The sequence below is a fragment of the Microcoleus sp. S28C3 genome (genome assembly GCF_036700785.1).
GTDB classification, from domain to species: Bacteria; Cyanobacteriota; Cyanobacteriia; order Cyanobacteriales; family Microcoleaceae; genus Microcoleus; species Microcoleus asticus.
The window spans coordinates 47,581-64,442 of sequence record NZ_JAUBPO010000016.1 but is presented as its reverse complement, the minus strand read 5'-3'; the positions used below and the strand labels follow the sequence as shown (position 1 = coordinate 64,442).

Sequence of the window (16,862 nt, the reverse complement as noted above, 5' to 3'; positions counted from 1 at the left end):
TGTGCGAGCCGAGGCTAGGCTGCTGCTTACTCTTGGCTGACTTCTGCGCTTGGAGCCGAATCTGCGGCATCTTTAGCTGCGACTAATTTTTCTGCCGCTTCTGCATCAGCAGCGATTTGGCGCTCGCGTTCAACTGTCATCAATTGAGCGACGCGGTGCTTGGCGTGCTTGAACAGGTGAGGCTTTTCCATGCGGCCGGTAGCTTGCTGGAGCCGCAATTCCATTAGTTGGCGCTTGGCGGCTAAAATTTGCTCTGCTAGTGCGGCATCGCTTAAATCTCTAGCTTCTTTAATCTTGGGCAAAGACATAATTGTGTGCTTTCTCGTTAGCGATCGGTCTTTTGAAGACAGAATTGTCTAGATGCTGAATGTCGAAGGAAAGAAAAGTTATGAATGACCGATTTTAAATTGCTGTAGCCGTTTAAAATTTTGACCAATGCCGACCTACTTCTACCTTCGATTATCGCTATGACTGGCCTTCTTCGCGAGTGATGAACTTGGTTTTAATTGGTAATTTGAAAGATGCCAAACGCATTGCTTCGCGCGCAGTTTCTTCATTTACTCCACCAATTTCAAACATTACCCGGCCTGGCTTGACTACGGCAACCCAAAACTCAGGATTACCTTTACCAGAACCCATCCGGGTTTCTGCTGCGCGCTGGGTGACTGGTTTGTCGGGAAAAATGCGAATCCAGATTTTGCCGCCCCGGCGGATATAGCGGGTCATGGCGCGCCGTCCGGCTTCTATTTGGCGGGAAGTTATCCAGGCGGGTTCGATGGCTTGGAGCGCGAATTCGCCAAAGCTAACTGTGTTGCCACGGGTGGAAACACCGCTCATTCGCCCGCGCTGTTGTTTGCGGAATTTGGTTCTTTTAGGGCTTAACATGGCTTTGGGAGTTGGGTAATTGGTAATTGGTAATTGGTAATTGGTGATTGCTAATTGCTAATTGGTTTAGAACAACTGACAGTTAACAAGTGACAACTAACAGTTAACAATTAGTTAGCCTTCGTTCGATCGATCTTCAAAATTTTGGCGGCGGCGCTTTTGTTTGGTGCGGGGCACTGCTGCATTTGGTGCAGCCTCTTGTTCCTGTCCGGGAATAATTTCGCCTTTAAAAACCCAAACTTTAATGCCCAGAATACCGTAGATGGTTTGAGCAGTGCAGTAGGAGTAGTCGATGTCTGCCCGCAGCGTGTGCAAGGGGACTCTTCCTTCGCGCGTCCATTCGGTACGTGCGATTTCTGCGCCGTTGAGGCGTCCGCTGACTTGAATTTTGATGCCTTGGATGCCTACTTTTTGGGCGCGGGTGATTGCTTGGCGGACTACTCGGCGGAAGGATACGCGCCGTTCTAGTTGCTGAGCGATGTATTCTGCGATCAGTGTGGCATCGGCATCTACTCGCTGGACTTCTACGACGTTAATGCGGATTTGGCGGTTGCTACCGAGTTGCTGCTGCAAACCGACGCGCAAAGTTTCGATGCCTGCTCCGCCGCGGCCGACGACAACGCCGGGTCTAGCTGTGAATACTTCGAGGTCGATTTGATCGGCTTTCCGCTCAATTCTGACTGAGGAAATGCCAGCATTGCTGAGGGTTTTGCGGACGTACTTGCGAATTTTGTAGTCTTCTTGCAAGAGTTCTGGATAGTTTCTGGCGTCAGCAAACCAGCGAGAGCGGTGCTCTTGGGTAATGCCGAGGCGGAAACCAATTGGATGTATTTTTTGGCCCATAAAAGTTGATGAGTTAGTTGGTAACTGGTAATTGGTAACTGGTAATTGGTAATTGGTGATTACCTGTTTTTTCAACTTAAAGCTGTTTATTACCTATTACGTTTTCGCTGGTTAGTTTTCTACGAGCGGAGCCACTACTACGGTAATATGACAAGTTGGCTTGCGGATTTGGTAGGCGCGACCTTGAGCGCGGGGTCTGAATCGTTTGAGGACTGGGCCTTGGTCTGCGTAAGCTTGAGAAACTACGAGCTTGGCTTTATCCAATCCTGCGTTGTGTTCGGCGTTTGCTACTGCCGATCGCAAAACTTTGACGATTGGTTCGCAGGCGCGGTAGGGCATGAATTCGAGTAAAATCAGCGCTTCTTGGTAGCTTTTGCCGCGAATTTGGTCGAGGACTCGGCGCACTTTGAAGGGGGATGTCCGGATGTAACGGGCGATCGCCTTAATTTCGGATGTGGTATCTATAGCCATTTCGATTTGGGTAATTGGTAATTGGTAATTGGGGAAAAGGTAATTGGTAATTGGTAATTTTTTTTCCTACTACCTATTACCTGTCACCTAATTAGGCTATCTTTTTGCCTTTTTATCACCACTTTTCGCGTGACCTCTAAAGGTACGAGTGGGGGAAAATTCTCCTAGTTTGTGACCTACCATTTGGTCTGTGAGGTAGACGGGTACGTGCTGTCTGCCGTTATGAACGGCGATCGTGTGACCTACCATTTGGGGCAAGATTGTGGAAGAGCGCGACCAAGTTTTAATTACTTGTTTTTGGCCTGCGGCGTTGAGCTTTTCGATTTTTGTCATCAGATGATCTGCGACAAACGGGCCTTTTTTTAGCGATCGAGACATGATTTTTTTAGTAATTCAGGAGTCATTAATCAGGGTTCAGCAGTCATCGGTCATCAGTCCTCAGTCATTAGTTAGCAGTTAACAACTAAGGACTGAAGACTGCTGAGTGATGACTAACTTTGTCTGCCGCCCTTGCCGCGTTTGGAAGATTTGCGGCGGCGTCGGACGATTAAAGCGTCGCTGCGTTTGTTTTTGCGTCGGGTTTTGGCACCCAGTGCTGGTTTGCCCCAAGGAGTGACAGGTCCCGGACGTCCGATGGGAGCCCTGCCTTCGCCACCGCCGTGCGGGTGGTCTACCGGGTTCATGACGCTACCGCGAACGGTGGGTCTGCGACCTTTCCAGCGGGTGCGACCTGCTTTGCCGAGGCTGATGTTTCTGGCGTCTGTGTTGCCGACTTGACCGATGGTGGCGTAGCAGTCGGCGCGGACTTTGCGCTGTTCGCCTGATGGCAGTTTGAGGGTGACGTAGGTACCTTCTTTTGCCATTAGCTGAGCGCTGGAGCCGGCGGAACGAACGATTTGTCCGCCTTTTCCGGGTACTAGCTCGACGTTGTGGATGCTGGTACCGAGGGGAATGTTCTTCAGGGGAAGGGCGTTACCGATTTCGATCGGCGCGTCTGGGCCTGAGACAATTACTGTACCGACGTTTAAGTTGAGCGGGTGCAGGATGTACCGTTTTTCGCCGTCTTTGTAGAACAGGAGGGCGATGCGGGCGTTGCGATTGGGGTCGTATTCGATCGCCTTGACGGTAGCTGGAATGCTGTGTTTGTCGCGGCGGAAGTCGATGTCTCTATACAGCCGTTTGTGACCGCCTCCCCGGTGGCGGCAGGTAATGACGCCTCGGTTGTTGCGGCCTTGTTTGGTGTGCTTGTTGCTGGTTAGAGACTTTTCAGGCTCTGATCTGGTAATTTCAGCGAAGTCCGAGACGGTCTGTTCCCGGGTGCTGGAGGTATAAGGTCGGTAAGAACGGATGCCCATAATCGATCTATTTTAGATTTTGGATTTTGGATTTTGGATTTGACGTTTATCGATTTTAGATTTTAGGTTGAAGATTGGCGATCTTTGGTTAACTTACGAGTTTTCTGGTTCGAGAATTTCCACCAGTTAACCGCAATTTAAAATCTAAAATCTAAAATCTAAAATCCAAAATCGTCTAGACTTCTGGGAATAGGAGTTTGCGGATCGAGTCTCCGTCCGTCAGAGTTACGGTTGCTCGCTTGTAACAAGGTTTAAAGCCGACGAATTTGCCAACTCGACGCTTTTTGCGCGGCGGGTTTTGGGTGTTAACTGCGGTGACTTTAACCTTAAACAGTTCTTCGATTGCAGCTTTGATTTGAGGCTTGGTCGCTTTGGGGGCTACGTCGAATGTGAATTGATTTAATTCCATCATTCGGGTAGCTTTCTCGGTGAGAATCGGACGCTGGATCAAATCTGCGTAGTCGCGGGGGTCGATTTTACTCACCGTAAATCTCCTGAATTTTAGCTATGGCTGTAGATGTGACGATAATTTTGTCAGCCGCGAGAACGTCGTAAACATTCAGGGAAGTTGCCAAGATGACGTTTACTAATTCGATGTTGCGTCCTGATAAGTAGACGTTTAGTTGCGGTTCTGGCAAGATTAACAGAACTTTTGTATCGGGTTCGATGCCCCAGCGAGCGATCGCACTCAGCAATTCTTTGCTTTTCGGTCTCGGAAATTGCTCTGCAAATTCTTCAACCACAATGATGTCTTCGGTGCGACTTTGGAATGCTGTCCGCAAAGCGAGACGGCGTTCCTTTTTGTTCATTTTGACTTCAAAGTCTCTCGGTTTTGGCCCGAAGATGACACCGCCGCCCCGCCACAGCGGAGAACGGATAGAACCTGCTCTGGCTCGGCCGGTGCCTTTTTGACGCCAAGGTTTGCGGCCGCCGCCTCTGACTTCCGATCGAGTTTTGGTGCAAGCATTTCCTTGACGGGCGTTATTCAGTTGCCGCGTCAATGCTCTGTGAACGATGTGAGACGCATTTTCTTCTTTGGCTACGCGCAGTTCTAAAGTTGTTTCCCCAACTTCTTCGCCTTGCCAATTTCGCACTACACAGTTAACCATATCTTTTGTCCTTTGTCTGTTGTTAGTTGTCTGCTGTTAGTTGTCTGCTGTCTGTTGTCTGTTGTCTGTTGTCTGTTCTCAGGTCTTAGTTTTCAGGTCTTAGTTTTCAGCTTTTAGTTCTTAGTTATTGCTTGCTACTAACGGCCAACCACTATCTACTGACTGCTGACTACTGACTACTGACTACTGACTAACGTCCTACTTTTTTCTCAGGCACAACATTGACTAAGGCACCAGCTTTGCCGGGAACTGCTCCCTTAATTAGCAGCAAATTCTGCTCTGCATCCACCCGGATAATTGTTAGTTTGCGGACGGTGACTTGAACGTTGCCCATACGTCCTGCCATTCTTTTCCCGGGATAAACGCGACCGGGAGTAGTTCCAGGTCCGATCGATCCAGGCTCGCGGTGGTTCTTGGAACCGTGAGACATGGGGCCTCGTTTAAAGTTGTGGCGCTTTTGAAAACCTGCAAAACCTTTACCGATGCTTGTACCGATGACATCTACTATTTGTCCCGGTGTAAAGGTATCTGCTTTTAGTTGTTGACCTAATTCAAATGAACTGGTATCTTGCAAGCGGTATTCCTGCAAGTGGCGCAATGGATTTGCCCCTGACTTGCCAAGGTGTCCCAATTCTGGCTTGTTGAGAGCCTTTGGCTTGACTTCGCTGTATCCAACTTGAACGGCACTGTAGCCGTCAGTTTGTTTCGTTTTAATTTGCGTTACTGTACAAGGCCCTGCTTGTATGACGGTGACAGGGATTGCTCTCCCTTGGTCGTCAAACACTTGAGTCATGCCTAGTTTAGTGCCAAGAATGCCTACAGACACGGATTTTTTTCCTTTTATGTACGCAAGAGGTTTCGGATTGCGAAGTTTACGTCAATCCGCTTGCTCTTGTGCAGAAACATTTATTTCAGTGTTCCTGCAATTAACTGTTATCAACCAACAGCCTTCCTCGGTGTTTAAAATTGGAGTTTTAAATTTGGGAGCGAGCTTGTGGAAGTCTTGCAAGAGTTTAGATCTGCGGCTTTTTACCTGCTAAATCTCCGAGTTGTTTTTTCGGTCTTGCTTGTTTGCGCCAGGACTTGAGCATAAATATACTCAGTATCCTTTACGGCGACGACAATTCACAATAGTACATGAAGTGTTTGCCGTTTGTCAAGGCCGCGATGAGAATTTTTCGCCTCAACTTTAGGATTTATAATATTTTAAGCTCGCAAGCAGCGATCGACCAAATTTTGATACAGCAGGAAACACAAATTTATGGGACTGATTACGACGGGATCTGATCTGATTCGGGATTTGGAAAAGTCGGGGTCGCTGGCCCTGTACGTTCCTTTAGAGGGAGGATTTGAGGGGCGCTACCTGCGGCGGCTGAGAGCTGCGGGCTACGGTGCGCACACGATTACGGCGCGGGGTTTGGGAGATTTGGCGATGTATTTGACGGGGGTTCACGGGGTGCGGCCGCCGCATTTGGGCAAGAAAACTACTGGCAACGAAGCGGCTGTGGGTTATACATACTACCTGCCGCCGATTTTGCAAACTCAATTAGACAATTTGCCGCCGAAAGCAAAAGGACTGGTGCTGTGGATTATTGAAGGGCAAATTTTGTCTAGTCAGGAGATTGAGTATTTGACTGTTTTGCCGACCTTAGAACCGCGAGTTAAAATAGCAGTGGAGATGGGTGGCGATCGAGCTTTTAGCTGGAAGCCACTTAAAGATGCTTTAGTTGCAGCTTAAATTCGGCTATTTTCGATCGCAAATCACCTAAAAAATGCAGCGAGCAACTAAAGCTCAACAGCTTCTGCTCGCTGGTTTTAATTTTTTTGGGAAAAAACTTAATTAACTGGAAAAATCTTATGCTTCAGAACCGCGATTATACACTCATCATTGACAAAAGCGGCAGTATGTACACGAAAGACCAGACGGGCGGTAAAAGTCGGTGGGCGCTCATGCAAGAATCGACGATCGCATTAGCGAATAAATGCGAAGAACTCGACCCGGACGGGCTAACAGTTTATTTGTTTTCCGGTCGCTTCAAGCGCTATGACAACGTAACATCAGCTAAAGTCGTGCAAATTTTCCAAGAAAACGAACCTTCGGGAACTACGAATTTAGCTGCTGTTCTGCAAGACGCCCTGAGCAGTTATTTTCAGCGCAAAGCATCCGGTAAGACCAAGCAAAATGGGGAAACAATATTAGTGGTGACGGACGGGGAACCGGACGATCGCAAAGAAGTGATGAAAACGATTATAGAGGCTTCGCGGAAGCTCGATCGAGATGAAGAGTTGGCGATTTCTTTCATTCAAGTAGGGAATGCGCCGGAAGCGACTAAGTTTCTCAAGATATTAGATGACGAACTGCAAAGCGCTGGGGCTAAATTCGATATCGTTGATACTGTCACGATGGATGATATTGAAGGAATGACCCTGACGGAGGTATTGCTGAATGCAATAACTGATTGAGGAGGCGGGCGAAGTTTCCGTGATTATATTGGGGCCAGTTGGCCCAGCAGCATTTTTTAGGGGGTTTAAGTTATGGAATCGATCGATCGCCTGTTAGGTGAACTTAAGGCAGAGTATCAAGCATCTCAAAAAATTGCTGAGTTGAAAAGTCAGGCGTCGGTGCAAGCACAAGCGCCGTCAAATCCAACATTTAAAACATCAGATATAAATTTGTATGCTAGTCCTTTGGATCGGGATTTGGCTCAAATTAAGGCTGAGTACGAAGTGCAAAATAAAGCTCAGGAAGCAGCTTTACAGGAACCGCTTAAGGCTGAGCACGAAGCACAAAATAAAGCTCAGGAAGTGGCTTCACTTGAACCGCGGCCAGCAGAAAAAGTCGCGGGCCCGCAGTTGGAAGTACAAACGCACAGACAGAAAGTTAGGCAAGCTCAGGTTTGGCTGAAAAAGTTGGATAAGAATTCCGATGAGGGATATTGGTTCGATCAGTTTGCTTTTAAGTATTCTTCGAGGATAGATGCAGCGATCGACTATTTGCAAGCTGTGAATGAGTTTGATTGAGTCAACTACACGGTATTCACAATTTGTGAAAAGGTTTTTTGGTTAATTGCCCTCTCTATTTGTTGTAAGGACACGGCAGTGCTGTGTCTTTACAAAGCGTAAAATAAATATCATTTGTATCACGCGGGATTTAGGATACGGCACTGCCTTATCCCTACAAATGGCTAGCAAATAAATATCATTTATAGGAACACAGCACAGTTATTTCCTGTGGCTGCCACAACCACGGGGAGGATTGCTCCTATACTAAATTTTTGGACACAGATGTAGGATTCAACAAAAACAAAGCCGCCTTTTTTGCTGTATCTTCAGATAGCTGAATTTGTTTTAACTCAACAATACCTTCACTGATAAAAGTATCTCTCAAAGCAGCTTTTTCTCCGCTGTTAAAAGTCGTTTCGTAAAACACTTCTCGAATTCCAGCCGCAATGACTAATTTCAAACAATAGATGCAGGGTTCTAAAGTGACGTAAATACTAGCCCCAGCAGTAGATATACCGTGTTTAGCAGCTTTGGCGATCGCATTTGCTTCTGCGTGAACCGCCCGCGAAGGCAAAATTTTGCTGGCATCGCAACTGCTTAAACCAGGATAGCAGAAGCCTTGAGTAGTACAGTGTGCCGAACCTGACGGCGAACCGTTATAACCAGTGGCTAAAATTTGCCTATCTTTAACTATTACCGCACCTACGGGAAATGCCAGACAAGTCGATCGAGTTGCGGCTAATTTTGCCAACATTAAAAAGTATTCGTCCCAGTTTGGTCTTTGAAGGGGTTCGTAGTTGTCTGGTGTATTGTCCATTTAAAATGTAGAATTATAACTGTATTGAGACAATTGATTTATGGCGAGATTCCAGTCGAGCCAAATCCATTATCTCCCCTAGAGCTGGTACTTAACATTTTTACTTCTTCAATTTCCACGTGAATTACCGGCGCGATTACCATTTGAGCAATTTTCATGCCTTTTGTCACTTGAAAAGAAGTTTGACCGTGATTGATTAAGATTACTTTGATTTCGCCTCGATAGCCCTCATCTATTGTTCCTGGTGCATTGAGTACAGTGATTTGGTGCTTGAGAGCTAAACCGCTTCTGGGACGAATTTGAGCCTCTGTTTTTTGGGGTAATTCTATGGATATGCCTGTATTAATTAACTGGCTTTTTCCCGGAGTAATTTCTAATTCATCTATAGAAAACAAGTCCAGTCCAGCATCAGTATCATGGGCATACTGCGGGATTATCGCTAATTCATGCAGTTGCAGAATTTTTAGTTTCATTTTGTTTCTTCCTTCTACCTTCTACCTTCGGCTACAGCAGATTCCACGTTTATGAAGTATACCCCATATCGCTCAATCCCCGTAGGGACAAGGCACGGTGCGGTGTCCCTACTACACTTCATAAACCTGGAGTACGCTGTATATTACGGCGCTAGCCTTGCTTTTCCCAGACGAGTAGTTGTGTACCAATTGGCAATGTCCGGTGCCCAATTCTCAAAATGAGGCCACATCATTTCGCAGAGTTTTTGAATTTCTAGTTGAGCATTTTTCTTATTTCTCAAGTCAGAAAAATGCAGGAAAGACCTTAAATTGAAACTGACTACAAAATGCTGACGGTAGTCAAAGGGTAATTTGCCTCTGGCGTGTTCCTCGGACATACCGCCGTCGAAGTCAATTTTATAACGTTTAGCGGCTTCTAGACACCACTCTAAATCTTTTTGTCTTTGTTCGGGAGAATAGTAGTATTTTTTGCCTTCGCGGTCTGTATAATAATCTACTGGACGCAGGTAAAAAATATCTTCTATATCTTTTTTGCCGATTGCTGCATCAAGAAATTGATTTCCTGTATAGCGGAGAGATTGCACATCGAATGATACTCCTACACGATGAGTTCTCGCCTGCTGCATGACACTGTGGGGAAAGTAGCCGCAATTAAAAATAATTTGGGGATGTTCTAAGGGGCCGTAATGCCCCCGATCGCCTGCGAGGAGCCTTTTGATGATAATTTCGCCACATTCTGCGTCTGAGGGCCAGGAATCGCGATCGTCAAACACGAAATTCTCAGTATAGTCTTGATGGAGGGCTGCGTAAATTACTTGCTGAGGATTTGGTGTTTGAGAAATAACTTCTACTCGAAATCTATCCATATATATTTTTATTTTTGAAGCTCGCTATAGTTGAAAAATTTAACATTTTAAATTATTTCATAAGATGGCATTCTTGGCAAGTTTTTCAAGCTAATAATTCGTTCACAGCTACGCTAAAACCTGAGTCCTAGTAAAGTTACCCGATCGCAGCATATTCTTGAGGTTGTAAATGTTGGCCGTTAGCGCAGCCCTCGAAGAGGATCGCACTTTTTACCGTCCAGCCGCTGACAATGGCTGTTTGCCCCGTTCCGCAAATTAATTGATTTGGTTTGTATAGGGGTTTGTACTCAAATTTATTGATGAGATTTGTGGCAGTCATGGTTTACCGTTTTTTGCACCGCGTACTACTATATCAATAGTTTGGATAGTTTGAAGGGGCGATCTGGCGGAACACTTCGAGAGCTCGGATAGAATACAGCCAAGGAATAAAGAACCTTTAATGATGCTCATCTTCCTGTTGTGAACCACTCCTTTGTAGCTTGTTTCATCGACTTCAGTGCCGTGTGATGCGGCGATCGCACGGGCCAATGACAACTGCTCACTCTCTAGATAGCTCCTCATCTCTCAAATTCTGTTTGAGCGGAATTTGAATTACAAATTCCGTGCCTTCTCCAGAGTGTGAGCTGCAACTTAAAGTGCCCTGATGCCGATCGGTGACGATCTGATAACTCATTGCAAGCCCCATGCCAGTGCCACTTCCCACCGGCTTGGTTGTAAAGAAGGGGTCAAAGATTTGCTGTTTGATAGCTTCTGGAATGCCGCTGCCGTTGTCCCCAATTCGGATCTGGGCCCGACTCTCGTCGATGAGGGCCGTATGAATGGAGATTGCGGGAGTCATTTGTTTTCCCTGCTTAAACGCGATTTCAATGGCGTCAATGGCGTTAGATAAGATGTTCATAAAAACCTGATTGAGCGGTCCCGGATAGCACTCCACCAGGGGAAGAGAACCATAGTTTCGCAGGATTTCTATTCCTGGATGATTCGGCTTGGGCTTCAGACGGTTGCCCAGAATAACCAGCGTGCTATCAATGCCATCATGGATATTGATTGATTTAACTTCTGCTTCATCCAGCCGAGAAAATGTTCGTAATGCTAAGACAATTTCTTGAATTCGTCGCGCCCCCTCTTTCATTGATTCGATCAGCTTAGATAGATCGTTAACCATAAAATCTAAATCCATCGCCTTTGACTGCTGTGCGATCGCTGGTGGAGGTTCGGGGTAATGAGTCTGGTAGGCTTGCACGAGTTTTAAGAGTTCTTGAGTGTATTCATCGGCATGACTGAGATTGCCATAGATAAAATTCACTGGGTTATTAATTTCATGGGCAACTCCGGCAACTAGCAACCCCAAACTCGACATTTTCTCGCTTTGAATCAGTTGAGTCTGGGCCAGTTGTAGTTCTCTGAGGGCAGTTTCAACTTCATCCTTTGTCGCTTTTAGCTCAGCCGTGCGTTCTTCGACTCGATGCTCTAATTGTTCATTGGCTTGTTCCAGCGTGTTAAATGATTCCTGTAACTGTTGAGCCATACGGTTAAACGACTGCGTGAGTTGTTGCAACTCATACACAGATGATTCTGTCACCGCTTGGCTCAGAGTTCCGGCAGCCATTGCCGAAGATGCTTGATTGAGCTGCAAAATCGGTTGAGTAATCCAGCGAGTGGTGAGTATGCCAATTCCCAGAGAGATAGCTAGCGCCAGTAGACTTAACAAAATCGTACTTTGAGTATTGGCATTAATTTGTGCCATAAAGTCTGATTCTGGAACGGTGACAACCACCAGCCAGTCAATGCCCCTGCCATCCCGAAAAGGAGCAACTTGCACGAACTGGCGTGTACCGTTAATGGAAAACTCAAGCTGCTGAAATCCCTGGATCTGGTCAAAATCTTGAAACTTCTCTAGCAAAAATTGGCTTGTTTTCTGAGTGGTGGAATTTTCGCTATCGATCGCATTGAGTCGTTCAACCCGCTGTTCTGGAAGTTGCACAACTTTGTCTGGATAATATCGGAACGGTTTTTCGCCTGTAGAGGTGGCAATCATTTCTCCAGATCGTTCCAGAATAAAACTTTGTCCGGTTGTTCCTATTTTGAGGCTTCTGAGAAAATCCCCAATCATTGACAAGTTTAAGCTCGCCATCCACACGCCTTGCAGCTCACCTGCCTGGTTGTATATGGGTTTGCCTGGGGCAATATACATCGTTTTGCCACTGACGTGCCGAAACACTTTTCCCCAGGTTGCTTCCCTCTGCTGGACTGGAATTTTGTAGTAAGGCCGTTGGTGTGGCTCAAAGTTCGGCTCGCCAGCGCTTATGACTTCGAGTCGATCGCCGCTTGAGTTAGTACGGTAGGTTATCAGCGCACGGTTACTTTCTACTTCAGAAGTGCGGATCACGATCGCACCATCATCTTGCCGCTCAGCACCAAAAAACTCTTGGTTGGTTGTAATGAACGCTGTCAGGCTGAGATTCCTAAAAGCAGGAAGTTGTCGCCACAGGAACTTCTCTATATCCCTTCCGTTATTAAGGTCGATCCGGTTTTGGCTTCGTGCAGCTTCATAACTTTCAAACGCTTGAAAAGGAGTGGCAACCAAGTGAGTTAGATTTTGCGCGATGCGATCGCTCGTTTCGTGGCGCAACTGAGCTGCTACATCGTTCACTGCCTTCTGTCCGTTCCTGAAGGAAAGATAACCGATAATACCCACTGCGCCCACCGTTTGAACAACAAATGGGACAATTAGAATCGCCTGTAATGGCACTTTAAAGAGCTTCGGGAAGGAAGGAGGCGATGATTCATCTGGCATACTGGCATTGTTCCGTTAATGATATCTATAACAAAGGTTGAGTTCAGCGGCTGCAGATCGCCTTTGCAGCATCAGCCATCATCTTTATACCGCCGCTGCAACGATTTCTTATGCTGCGTCAACGCAGATTTTTGCCTGAATGTCTTTTACAGCGATCGCCTTCACGGGAATTGAAATCACAAACTCTGTACCTTCACCTAAATTAGAGTTGACTTCTAGAGTTCCAGAGTGTTTCTGGACTACGATTTGACGAGCGATCGCCAATCCTAGCCCTGTTCCTTGCCCCACGCCTTTGGTGGTAAACAGATGCTCAAAGATTTTTGGCTTCACCGCATCCGTCATGCCAATCCCATTATCTTGAATTCGGATCGCTGCCTGAGATTCCGACAATTGGGTTTTGACAGTAATCTGGTTGGGGTTGGCTTTGATCTGAGCAAAACTGCGTCCTTTATTTGATTCCTCAAGGGCATCGATCGCATTGGCCAGCAGATTCATAAATACCTGATTCAACTGTCCGGCAAAGCATTCTACCTGTGGCAGATCGCCATAATCTGTGATGACTTGAATTTCCGGGCGAGATTCGTTGGCTTTGAGGCGATGTTTGAGAATCAAGAGCGTGCTGTCTATCCCGTCGTGGATATTGTAATGAATGGGACGATCGGAATCCGAACGCGAGAAGGTTCTTAAACTGGTACTGATTGTGCGAATGCGATCGACTCCTTCTTGCATCGAATCGATCAACTTGGGTAAATCCTCTTGCAAGTATTCCAAGTCTATTTCTTCCACGACTTCCTGTAGCGAAGCACTTGGACACGGGAGTTCTTTTTGGTAGAAATCTATCAGTTTAAAGAGGTCTTTAATATAGTCTTGAGCAGGTTTCAGATTGCCAGCAATAAAGCCTAGCGGATTATTAATTTCGTGCGCGACACCCGCCACTAAATTGCCCAAAGCAGACATCTTTTCGGTGTGGACTAACTGAAGCTGAGACTGTTGCAGTTGTGTGAATGCTGCTTCTAAATCAGCCGTTTGCTCAGCTACACGCTGTTCGAGATTTTTAGTTAACTGCCGTAGCTGCAAATGAGTTTTCACCCGTGCCAGCACCTCTTGTTCTTGAAAGGGTTTGGTGATGTAGTCCACAGCACCCAGAACAAATCCTTTCACCTTACTGTCGGCATCGGAGAGAGCGGTCATAAAAATGATCGGAATACTGGCTGTTCTGGGATCTGCCTTCAGACGTTGGCAGGTTTCAAAGCCGTCAATTCCTGGCATTTGAACATCGAGCAAGATCAGATCGGGAGGATAAGCTTGGACTCTCTTAAGAGCGCGATCGCCATCGATCGCGGTTGCTACTTCGTACCCCGCATCACTTAAGGTTTCACAAACCACTTCTAAGTTTGCAGGGGTATCATCCACCACCAGAATTAATTCAGGACTAGACATCGGCTTTCTCCCTTGTGAGGTGTTGTTTCAGCAAGTCTTCAATCTCTTCGGCTTTAAATTGCTTCGCAAGTTGAATAACTTGTGAGGCAAAACTAGCGTAGTGAGGGTTAGAGCGAGCAATCTGCTCTGTGTGTTCTCGGAGCCGTTTTAAATTGCCTTTTTGAGCCATTTCTAGTAACGTCTTTAACTCCACAGTGGCAGGAAAAATAGTTATCTCTGAATTTTGTAATCCAGTCGTCGGAGTGGCTGGCTGAGAATTACTTGATGTCGCTTCATATTTCCACTCCAATTTTAAATGAGTGGCTAAGAGGTTAAATAATTCACTAACTTCCACTGGCTTTGCTAAGAAATCATTTGCCCCGGCATCTAAACTCATCTGTCGATCGGCTTGTGCGACTGATGCAGAAGAAACAACGATCTTCTGGTGTTGCAAATCATTTGCACTGCGAATTTGTTTGAGCAGTTCAAAGCCGTCCATCACTGGCATCACCAAATCCGTAATCGCTAAGTCAGGTTGAGACTGTCGGATTTTTTCCAATCCTGCTTGTCCATTTTCTGCCTCACTAAGTTGGAATCCTAGTGGCTCTAACAAGTTGACGAGAACGGCTCGGTTTTCCCAACGATCGTCTACTACAAGTATGCTGCGTCGTTGTCCTTCGTAACCAATAATTTGTTTTCCTGTTGTGAAGGAGTTTTGCTGTGCCCAATCGGTGGCGATCGCCAGTTCCACCTCAAAAAAGAACTGACTGCCGACTCCGGGTTGGCTCTTAACTTGGATTTGTCCGTTCATGAGTTGGACAATCCTTTGGCTGATCGCCAGTCCTAAACCCGTGCCCTCGGCTTGGCGCTGGCGATCGCCCACTTGTTCAAAAGCCTGAAAAATTTGATCCAATTGATCCGGCGCAATTCCTACGCCCGTATCTTCAACTTGAAATTTGAAAGAGCGAGTGGACGGATTGGCATGATTCTCAACTACGGCAACCTCGATCGTAACAGCACCTTTGTCGGTGAATTTAATCGCATTTCCCAGCAAGTTGAGTAATACCTGCCGCAGCCGTTTTTCATCGGCAAAAACCCCTTCCGGCAACTGCGGATCGGGATCGTAAACGAAGTCAATGCCTTTTTGGTCAGCACGAATACGGCAGATTTCAGCCACGCCTTGGAGGAATGAGGGAAAGTGAATCGCTTTAGGTGTGAGTTCTAGTTTGCCGGCTTCTATTTTGGACAAGTCCAACACATCGTTAATCAGCGTCAGCAAATGAGAACCGCACTGGTAAATGACCTCTACCCCATGACGTTCTTTTGCTGGCAATGCGCTGCTGCGATTGAGGATTTGAGCATAGCCTAAAATGCCGTTGAGGGGAGTGCGGAGTTCGTGGCTCATGTTGGCGAGAAATTCGCTTTTTGCTTGGTTCGCGCTATCGGCTACCAGTTTTGCTTCTTTCAGTTCTGCGGTGCGTTCCTCAACCCGACTTTCCAGTTTAATAAAGGAGGTTTTGAGTTGACCTGCCATCTGGTTAAAGGAATCTGCCAGCGATTCTAATTCACTAATGCCTTGCACCTGAAGTGTTTGGTCCAACTGTCCGAAGCTAATAGCCTGACTGGCTTTTTGTAGCTGCAAAATCGGTTTGGTAATCCAACGCGAAGTTAACAAACCCAGTATAGTTGTCACCGCCAAAGCCCCTAGACACAGCAAAATGGTCGTGCGAGTATTGGCATTGATTTGTGCCATAAAATCTGATTCAGGCACCACAACGACGCTCAACCAGTCGATACCTCGTTCGTCTTGAATGGTTGAAACTTGAACAAACTGCCGCTGATTTGCCAGCCAAAAATCAAGCTGTTGACTTTGTTGAATGGCGGTAAAGTTGCCAAACCGATCGAGGATTGCTTGCGCTGTGGCACGAATTACAGAATTTTCAGACTTCTCGGCGGGAATTTGTTGCAAATTATCATTTTTCAGGTCAATGATGTAAGGCTCTTTGATAGTTGAACTTGCAATCAGATTACCCGAGCGATCGATAATAAAAGTTTGACCCGTCTGCCCTACCTTTAGCTCACTCAGAAAGCGATGAATCTTGCTAGTCCGAAAGACACTATTTTGAACCCCCAACAACGTTCGATCCTCGCTATAGATTGGCTGGCATAGGGAAATTGCAGACTCTTTAGTTGCCTTGCCTACGAAGGGCTTTGTCCAGGCTGGTTTTCCGGTTTCCTGTGCAAGCGTATACCAACGTCGTTTCAGTGGGTTAAAATCACGTTGAGTTTCGATCAGGGCAATCTGTTGACCTCGATCGTCTAGGCTATAAATTGAGCGCTGCGGGAGATTCGCTTTGCTACCAATCCGAGAAACGATACTTCCATCTATTAGCTCCTCTATCGACACGCTCGTACCGTCAGGCTTGGCAATCGTCATTTGTTCGATGAGGTCTTGCCTGACTAACAGCCAGAGCATCTGCTCCAGTTTCGCTACATCGGTTAAATCTAACTGTTTCTTCTGAGCCGCAGCCACAATTACTTGTCCGGCAATATAAGGTTTTTCCAAATAGTTCAGAACTTGCAGGTTGAGGCGATCGCTCATCTCTTGTCGTAACTGACTGGCAACATCATTGACTGCCTTCTGTCCATTTCTCAGAGAAATATATCCGGTTAATCCAACTGCTGCAAAGATTTGTAGAACAAACGGGACAATCAAGAGCGATCGCAGAGAAAGTTTGCGCTTAAGTTTAAATAGATTCAGGGATAAGTTTGGCACAGACATGGTAGTGGCTTCTGTAGACAATAGACTTGAGGAATTGCTAGC

The 16,862-nt window shown here is 46.4% G+C and carries 20 protein-coding genes; 3 read left to right on the top strand and 17 right to left on the bottom strand.

Annotated elements, in window-relative coordinates; genetic code table 11:
- Positions 1 to 26: 26 nt before the first annotated feature.
- The 9 genes from rpmC to rplC form a co-directional block, all read right to left on the bottom strand.
- On the bottom strand, positions 27 to 308 hold the full coding sequence (gene rpmC / locus QUA13_RS07335) for a 50S ribosomal protein L29 (protein ID WP_172190400.1): 282 nt from the start codon (positions 306 to 308) through the stop codon (positions 27 to 29).
- Between the two features lie 157 nt (positions 309 to 465).
- Positions 466 to 885 carry a 50S ribosomal protein L16 gene (gene rplP / locus QUA13_RS07330; RefSeq protein ID WP_172190399.1) on the bottom strand — a complete coding sequence of 140 codons (420 nt, stop codon included), beginning with the start codon at positions 883 to 885 and terminating at the stop codon, positions 466 to 468.
- A gap of 114 nt (positions 886 to 999) precedes the next feature.
- On the bottom strand, positions 1,000 to 1,728 hold the full coding sequence (gene rpsC, locus QUA13_RS07325; protein WP_172190398.1) for a 30S ribosomal protein S3: 729 nt from the start codon (positions 1,726 to 1,728) through the stop codon (positions 1,000 to 1,002).
- A gap of 111 nt (positions 1,729 to 1,839) precedes the next feature.
- Complete coding sequence (gene rplV / locus QUA13_RS07320; RefSeq protein ID WP_172190397.1) at positions 1,840 to 2,199, bottom strand: 50S ribosomal protein L22; 360 nt, start codon at positions 2,197 to 2,199, stop codon at positions 1,840 to 1,842.
- Between the two features lie 96 nt (positions 2,200 to 2,295).
- Positions 2,296 to 2,577, bottom strand: coding sequence for a 30S ribosomal protein S19 (gene rpsS, locus QUA13_RS07315; protein ID WP_041623488.1), 282 nt, complete (start codon positions 2,575 to 2,577; stop codon positions 2,296 to 2,298).
- Positions 2,578 to 2,690: 113 nt separating this feature from the next.
- Positions 2,691 to 3,554 (bottom strand): 50S ribosomal protein L2, encoded by an 864-nt coding sequence (gene rplB, locus QUA13_RS07310; protein WP_172190396.1) that lies wholly within the window; start codon positions 3,552 to 3,554, stop codon positions 2,691 to 2,693.
- A gap of 175 nt (positions 3,555 to 3,729) precedes the next feature.
- Entirely contained in the window at positions 3,730 to 4,038 is a 309-nt protein-coding gene (locus tag QUA13_RS07305; RefSeq protein ID WP_172190395.1) for a 50S ribosomal protein L23, read from the bottom strand.
- Positions 4,031 to 4,663, bottom strand: coding sequence for a 50S ribosomal protein L4 (rplD, locus tag QUA13_RS07300; protein ID WP_172190394.1), 633 nt, complete (start codon positions 4,661 to 4,663; stop codon positions 4,031 to 4,033). The genes QUA13_RS07305 and rplD overlap by 8 nt, the downstream gene beginning before the upstream one ends.
- 190 nt (positions 4,664 to 4,853) lie before the next feature.
- Positions 4,854 to 5,489: a 50S ribosomal protein L3 gene (gene rplC, locus QUA13_RS07295; protein ID WP_333197709.1), complete on the bottom strand. Its 636-nt coding sequence runs from the start codon at positions 5,487 to 5,489 to the stop codon at positions 4,854 to 4,856.
- 435 nt (positions 5,490 to 5,924) lie between these two features.
- On the opposite strand from rplC, the gene QUA13_RS07290 reads away from it, so the two are divergent.
- From QUA13_RS07290 to QUA13_RS07280, 3 genes are all read left to right on the top strand, one after another.
- Positions 5,925 to 6,401: an NAD(P)H-quinone oxidoreductase subunit N gene (locus QUA13_RS07290; protein WP_333185937.1), complete on the top strand. Its 477-nt coding sequence runs from the start codon at positions 5,925 to 5,927 to the stop codon at positions 6,399 to 6,401.
- Between the two features lie 119 nt (positions 6,402 to 6,520).
- Positions 6,521 to 7,126 (top strand): VWA domain-containing protein, encoded by a 606-nt coding sequence (locus tag QUA13_RS07285; RefSeq protein ID WP_333197708.1) that lies wholly within the window; start codon positions 6,521 to 6,523, stop codon positions 7,124 to 7,126.
- Between the two features lie 72 nt (positions 7,127 to 7,198).
- Complete coding sequence (locus QUA13_RS07280) at positions 7,199 to 7,684, top strand: salt stress protein, Slr1339 family (protein WP_333197707.1); 486 nt, start codon at positions 7,199 to 7,201, stop codon at positions 7,682 to 7,684.
- Between the two features lie 241 nt (positions 7,685 to 7,925).
- On the opposite strand, the gene QUA13_RS07275 is transcribed toward QUA13_RS07280, so the two are convergent.
- From QUA13_RS07275 to QUA13_RS07240, 8 genes are all read right to left on the bottom strand, one after another.
- On the bottom strand, positions 7,926 to 8,483 hold the full coding sequence (locus QUA13_RS07275; protein WP_333197706.1) for a dCMP deaminase family protein: 558 nt from the start codon (positions 8,481 to 8,483) through the stop codon (positions 7,926 to 7,928).
- A 38-nt stretch (positions 8,484 to 8,521) separates the two neighbouring features.
- A complete protein-coding gene (gene dut, locus QUA13_RS07270) occupies positions 8,522 to 8,956 on the bottom strand; it encodes a dUTP diphosphatase (RefSeq protein ID WP_333185926.1) in 435 nt (144 codons plus the stop codon).
- 143 nt (positions 8,957 to 9,099) lie between these two features.
- Positions 9,100 to 9,822 carry an FAD-dependent thymidylate synthase gene (thyX, locus tag QUA13_RS07265; RefSeq protein WP_333197705.1) on the bottom strand — a complete coding sequence of 241 codons (723 nt, stop codon included), beginning with the start codon at positions 9,820 to 9,822 and terminating at the stop codon, positions 9,100 to 9,102.
- A gap of 136 nt (positions 9,823 to 9,958) precedes the next feature.
- Positions 9,959 to 10,141 carry a hypothetical protein gene (locus QUA13_RS07260; protein WP_333197704.1) on the bottom strand — a complete coding sequence of 61 codons (183 nt, stop codon included), beginning with the start codon at positions 10,139 to 10,141 and terminating at the stop codon, positions 9,959 to 9,961.
- A complete protein-coding gene (locus QUA13_RS07255) occupies positions 10,138 to 10,356 on the bottom strand; it encodes a hypothetical protein (RefSeq protein WP_333197703.1) in 219 nt (72 codons plus the stop codon). The genes QUA13_RS07260 and QUA13_RS07255 overlap by 4 nt, the downstream gene beginning before the upstream one ends.
- A gap of 4 nt (positions 10,357 to 10,360) precedes the next feature.
- Positions 10,361 to 12,619 carry an ATP-binding protein gene (locus tag QUA13_RS07250; RefSeq protein WP_333197702.1) on the bottom strand — a complete coding sequence of 753 codons (2,259 nt, stop codon included), beginning with the start codon at positions 12,617 to 12,619 and terminating at the stop codon, positions 10,361 to 10,363.
- A gap of 108 nt (positions 12,620 to 12,727) precedes the next feature.
- Complete coding sequence (locus QUA13_RS07245) at positions 12,728 to 14,059, bottom strand: response regulator (RefSeq protein WP_333197701.1); 1,332 nt, start codon at positions 14,057 to 14,059, stop codon at positions 12,728 to 12,730.
- Positions 14,052 to 16,820 (bottom strand): ATP-binding protein, encoded by a 2,769-nt coding sequence (locus tag QUA13_RS07240; RefSeq protein WP_333197700.1) that lies wholly within the window; start codon positions 16,818 to 16,820, stop codon positions 14,052 to 14,054. Before QUA13_RS07240 ends, QUA13_RS07245 begins: the two co-directional genes overlap by 8 nt.
- Positions 16,821 to 16,862: the final 42 nt, after the last annotated feature.

Excerpts from the sequence above, each read along its gene's own strand:
- rpmC (WP_172190400.1), bottom strand. The coding sequence starts at position 308 with ATGTCTTTGCCCAAGATTAAAGAAGCTAGAGATTTAAGCGATGCCGCA.
- rplP (WP_172190399.1), bottom strand. The coding sequence starts at position 885 with ATGTTAAGCCCTAAAAGAACCAAATTCCGCAAACAACAGCGCGGGCGA.
- rpsC (WP_172190398.1), bottom strand. The coding sequence starts at position 1,728 with ATGGGCCAAAAAATACATCCAATTGGTTTCCGCCTCGGCATTACCCAA.
- rplV (WP_172190397.1), bottom strand. The coding sequence starts at position 2,199 with ATGGCTATAGATACCACATCCGAAATTAAGGCGATCGCCCGTTACATC.
- rpsS (WP_041623488.1), bottom strand. The coding sequence starts at position 2,577 with ATGTCTCGATCGCTAAAAAAAGGCCCGTTTGTCGCAGATCATCTGATG.
- rplB (WP_172190396.1), bottom strand. The coding sequence starts at position 3,554 with ATGGGCATCCGTTCTTACCGACCTTATACCTCCAGCACCCGGGAACAG.
- rplD (WP_172190394.1), bottom strand. The coding sequence starts at position 4,663 with ATGGTTAACTGTGTAGTGCGAAATTGGCAAGGCGAAGAAGTTGGGGAA.
- QUA13_RS07290 (WP_333185937.1), top strand. The coding sequence starts at position 5,925 with ATGGGACTGATTACGACGGGATCTGATCTGATTCGGGATTTGGAAAAG.
- QUA13_RS07285 (WP_333197708.1), top strand. The coding sequence starts at position 6,521 with ATGCTTCAGAACCGCGATTATACACTCATCATTGACAAAAGCGGCAGT.
- QUA13_RS07280 (WP_333197707.1), top strand. The coding sequence starts at position 7,199 with ATGGAATCGATCGATCGCCTGTTAGGTGAACTTAAGGCAGAGTATCAA.
- QUA13_RS07275 (WP_333197706.1), bottom strand. The coding sequence starts at position 8,483 with ATGGACAATACACCAGACAACTACGAACCCCTTCAAAGACCAAACTGG.
- dut (WP_333185926.1), bottom strand. The coding sequence starts at position 8,956 with ATGAAACTAAAAATTCTGCAACTGCATGAATTAGCGATAATCCCGCAG.
- thyX (WP_333197705.1), bottom strand. The coding sequence starts at position 9,822 with ATGGATAGATTTCGAGTAGAAGTTATTTCTCAAACACCAAATCCTCAG.
- QUA13_RS07260 (WP_333197704.1), bottom strand. The coding sequence starts at position 10,141 with ATGACTGCCACAAATCTCATCAATAAATTTGAGTACAAACCCCTATAC.
- QUA13_RS07250 (WP_333197702.1), bottom strand. The coding sequence starts at position 12,619 with ATGCCAGATGAATCATCGCCTCCTTCCTTCCCGAAGCTCTTTAAAGTG.
- QUA13_RS07245 (WP_333197701.1), bottom strand. The coding sequence starts at position 14,059 with ATGTCTAGTCCTGAATTAATTCTGGTGGTGGATGATACCCCTGCAAAC.
- QUA13_RS07240 (WP_333197700.1), bottom strand. The coding sequence starts at position 16,820 with ATGTCTGTGCCAAACTTATCCCTGAATCTATTTAAACTTAAGCGCAAA.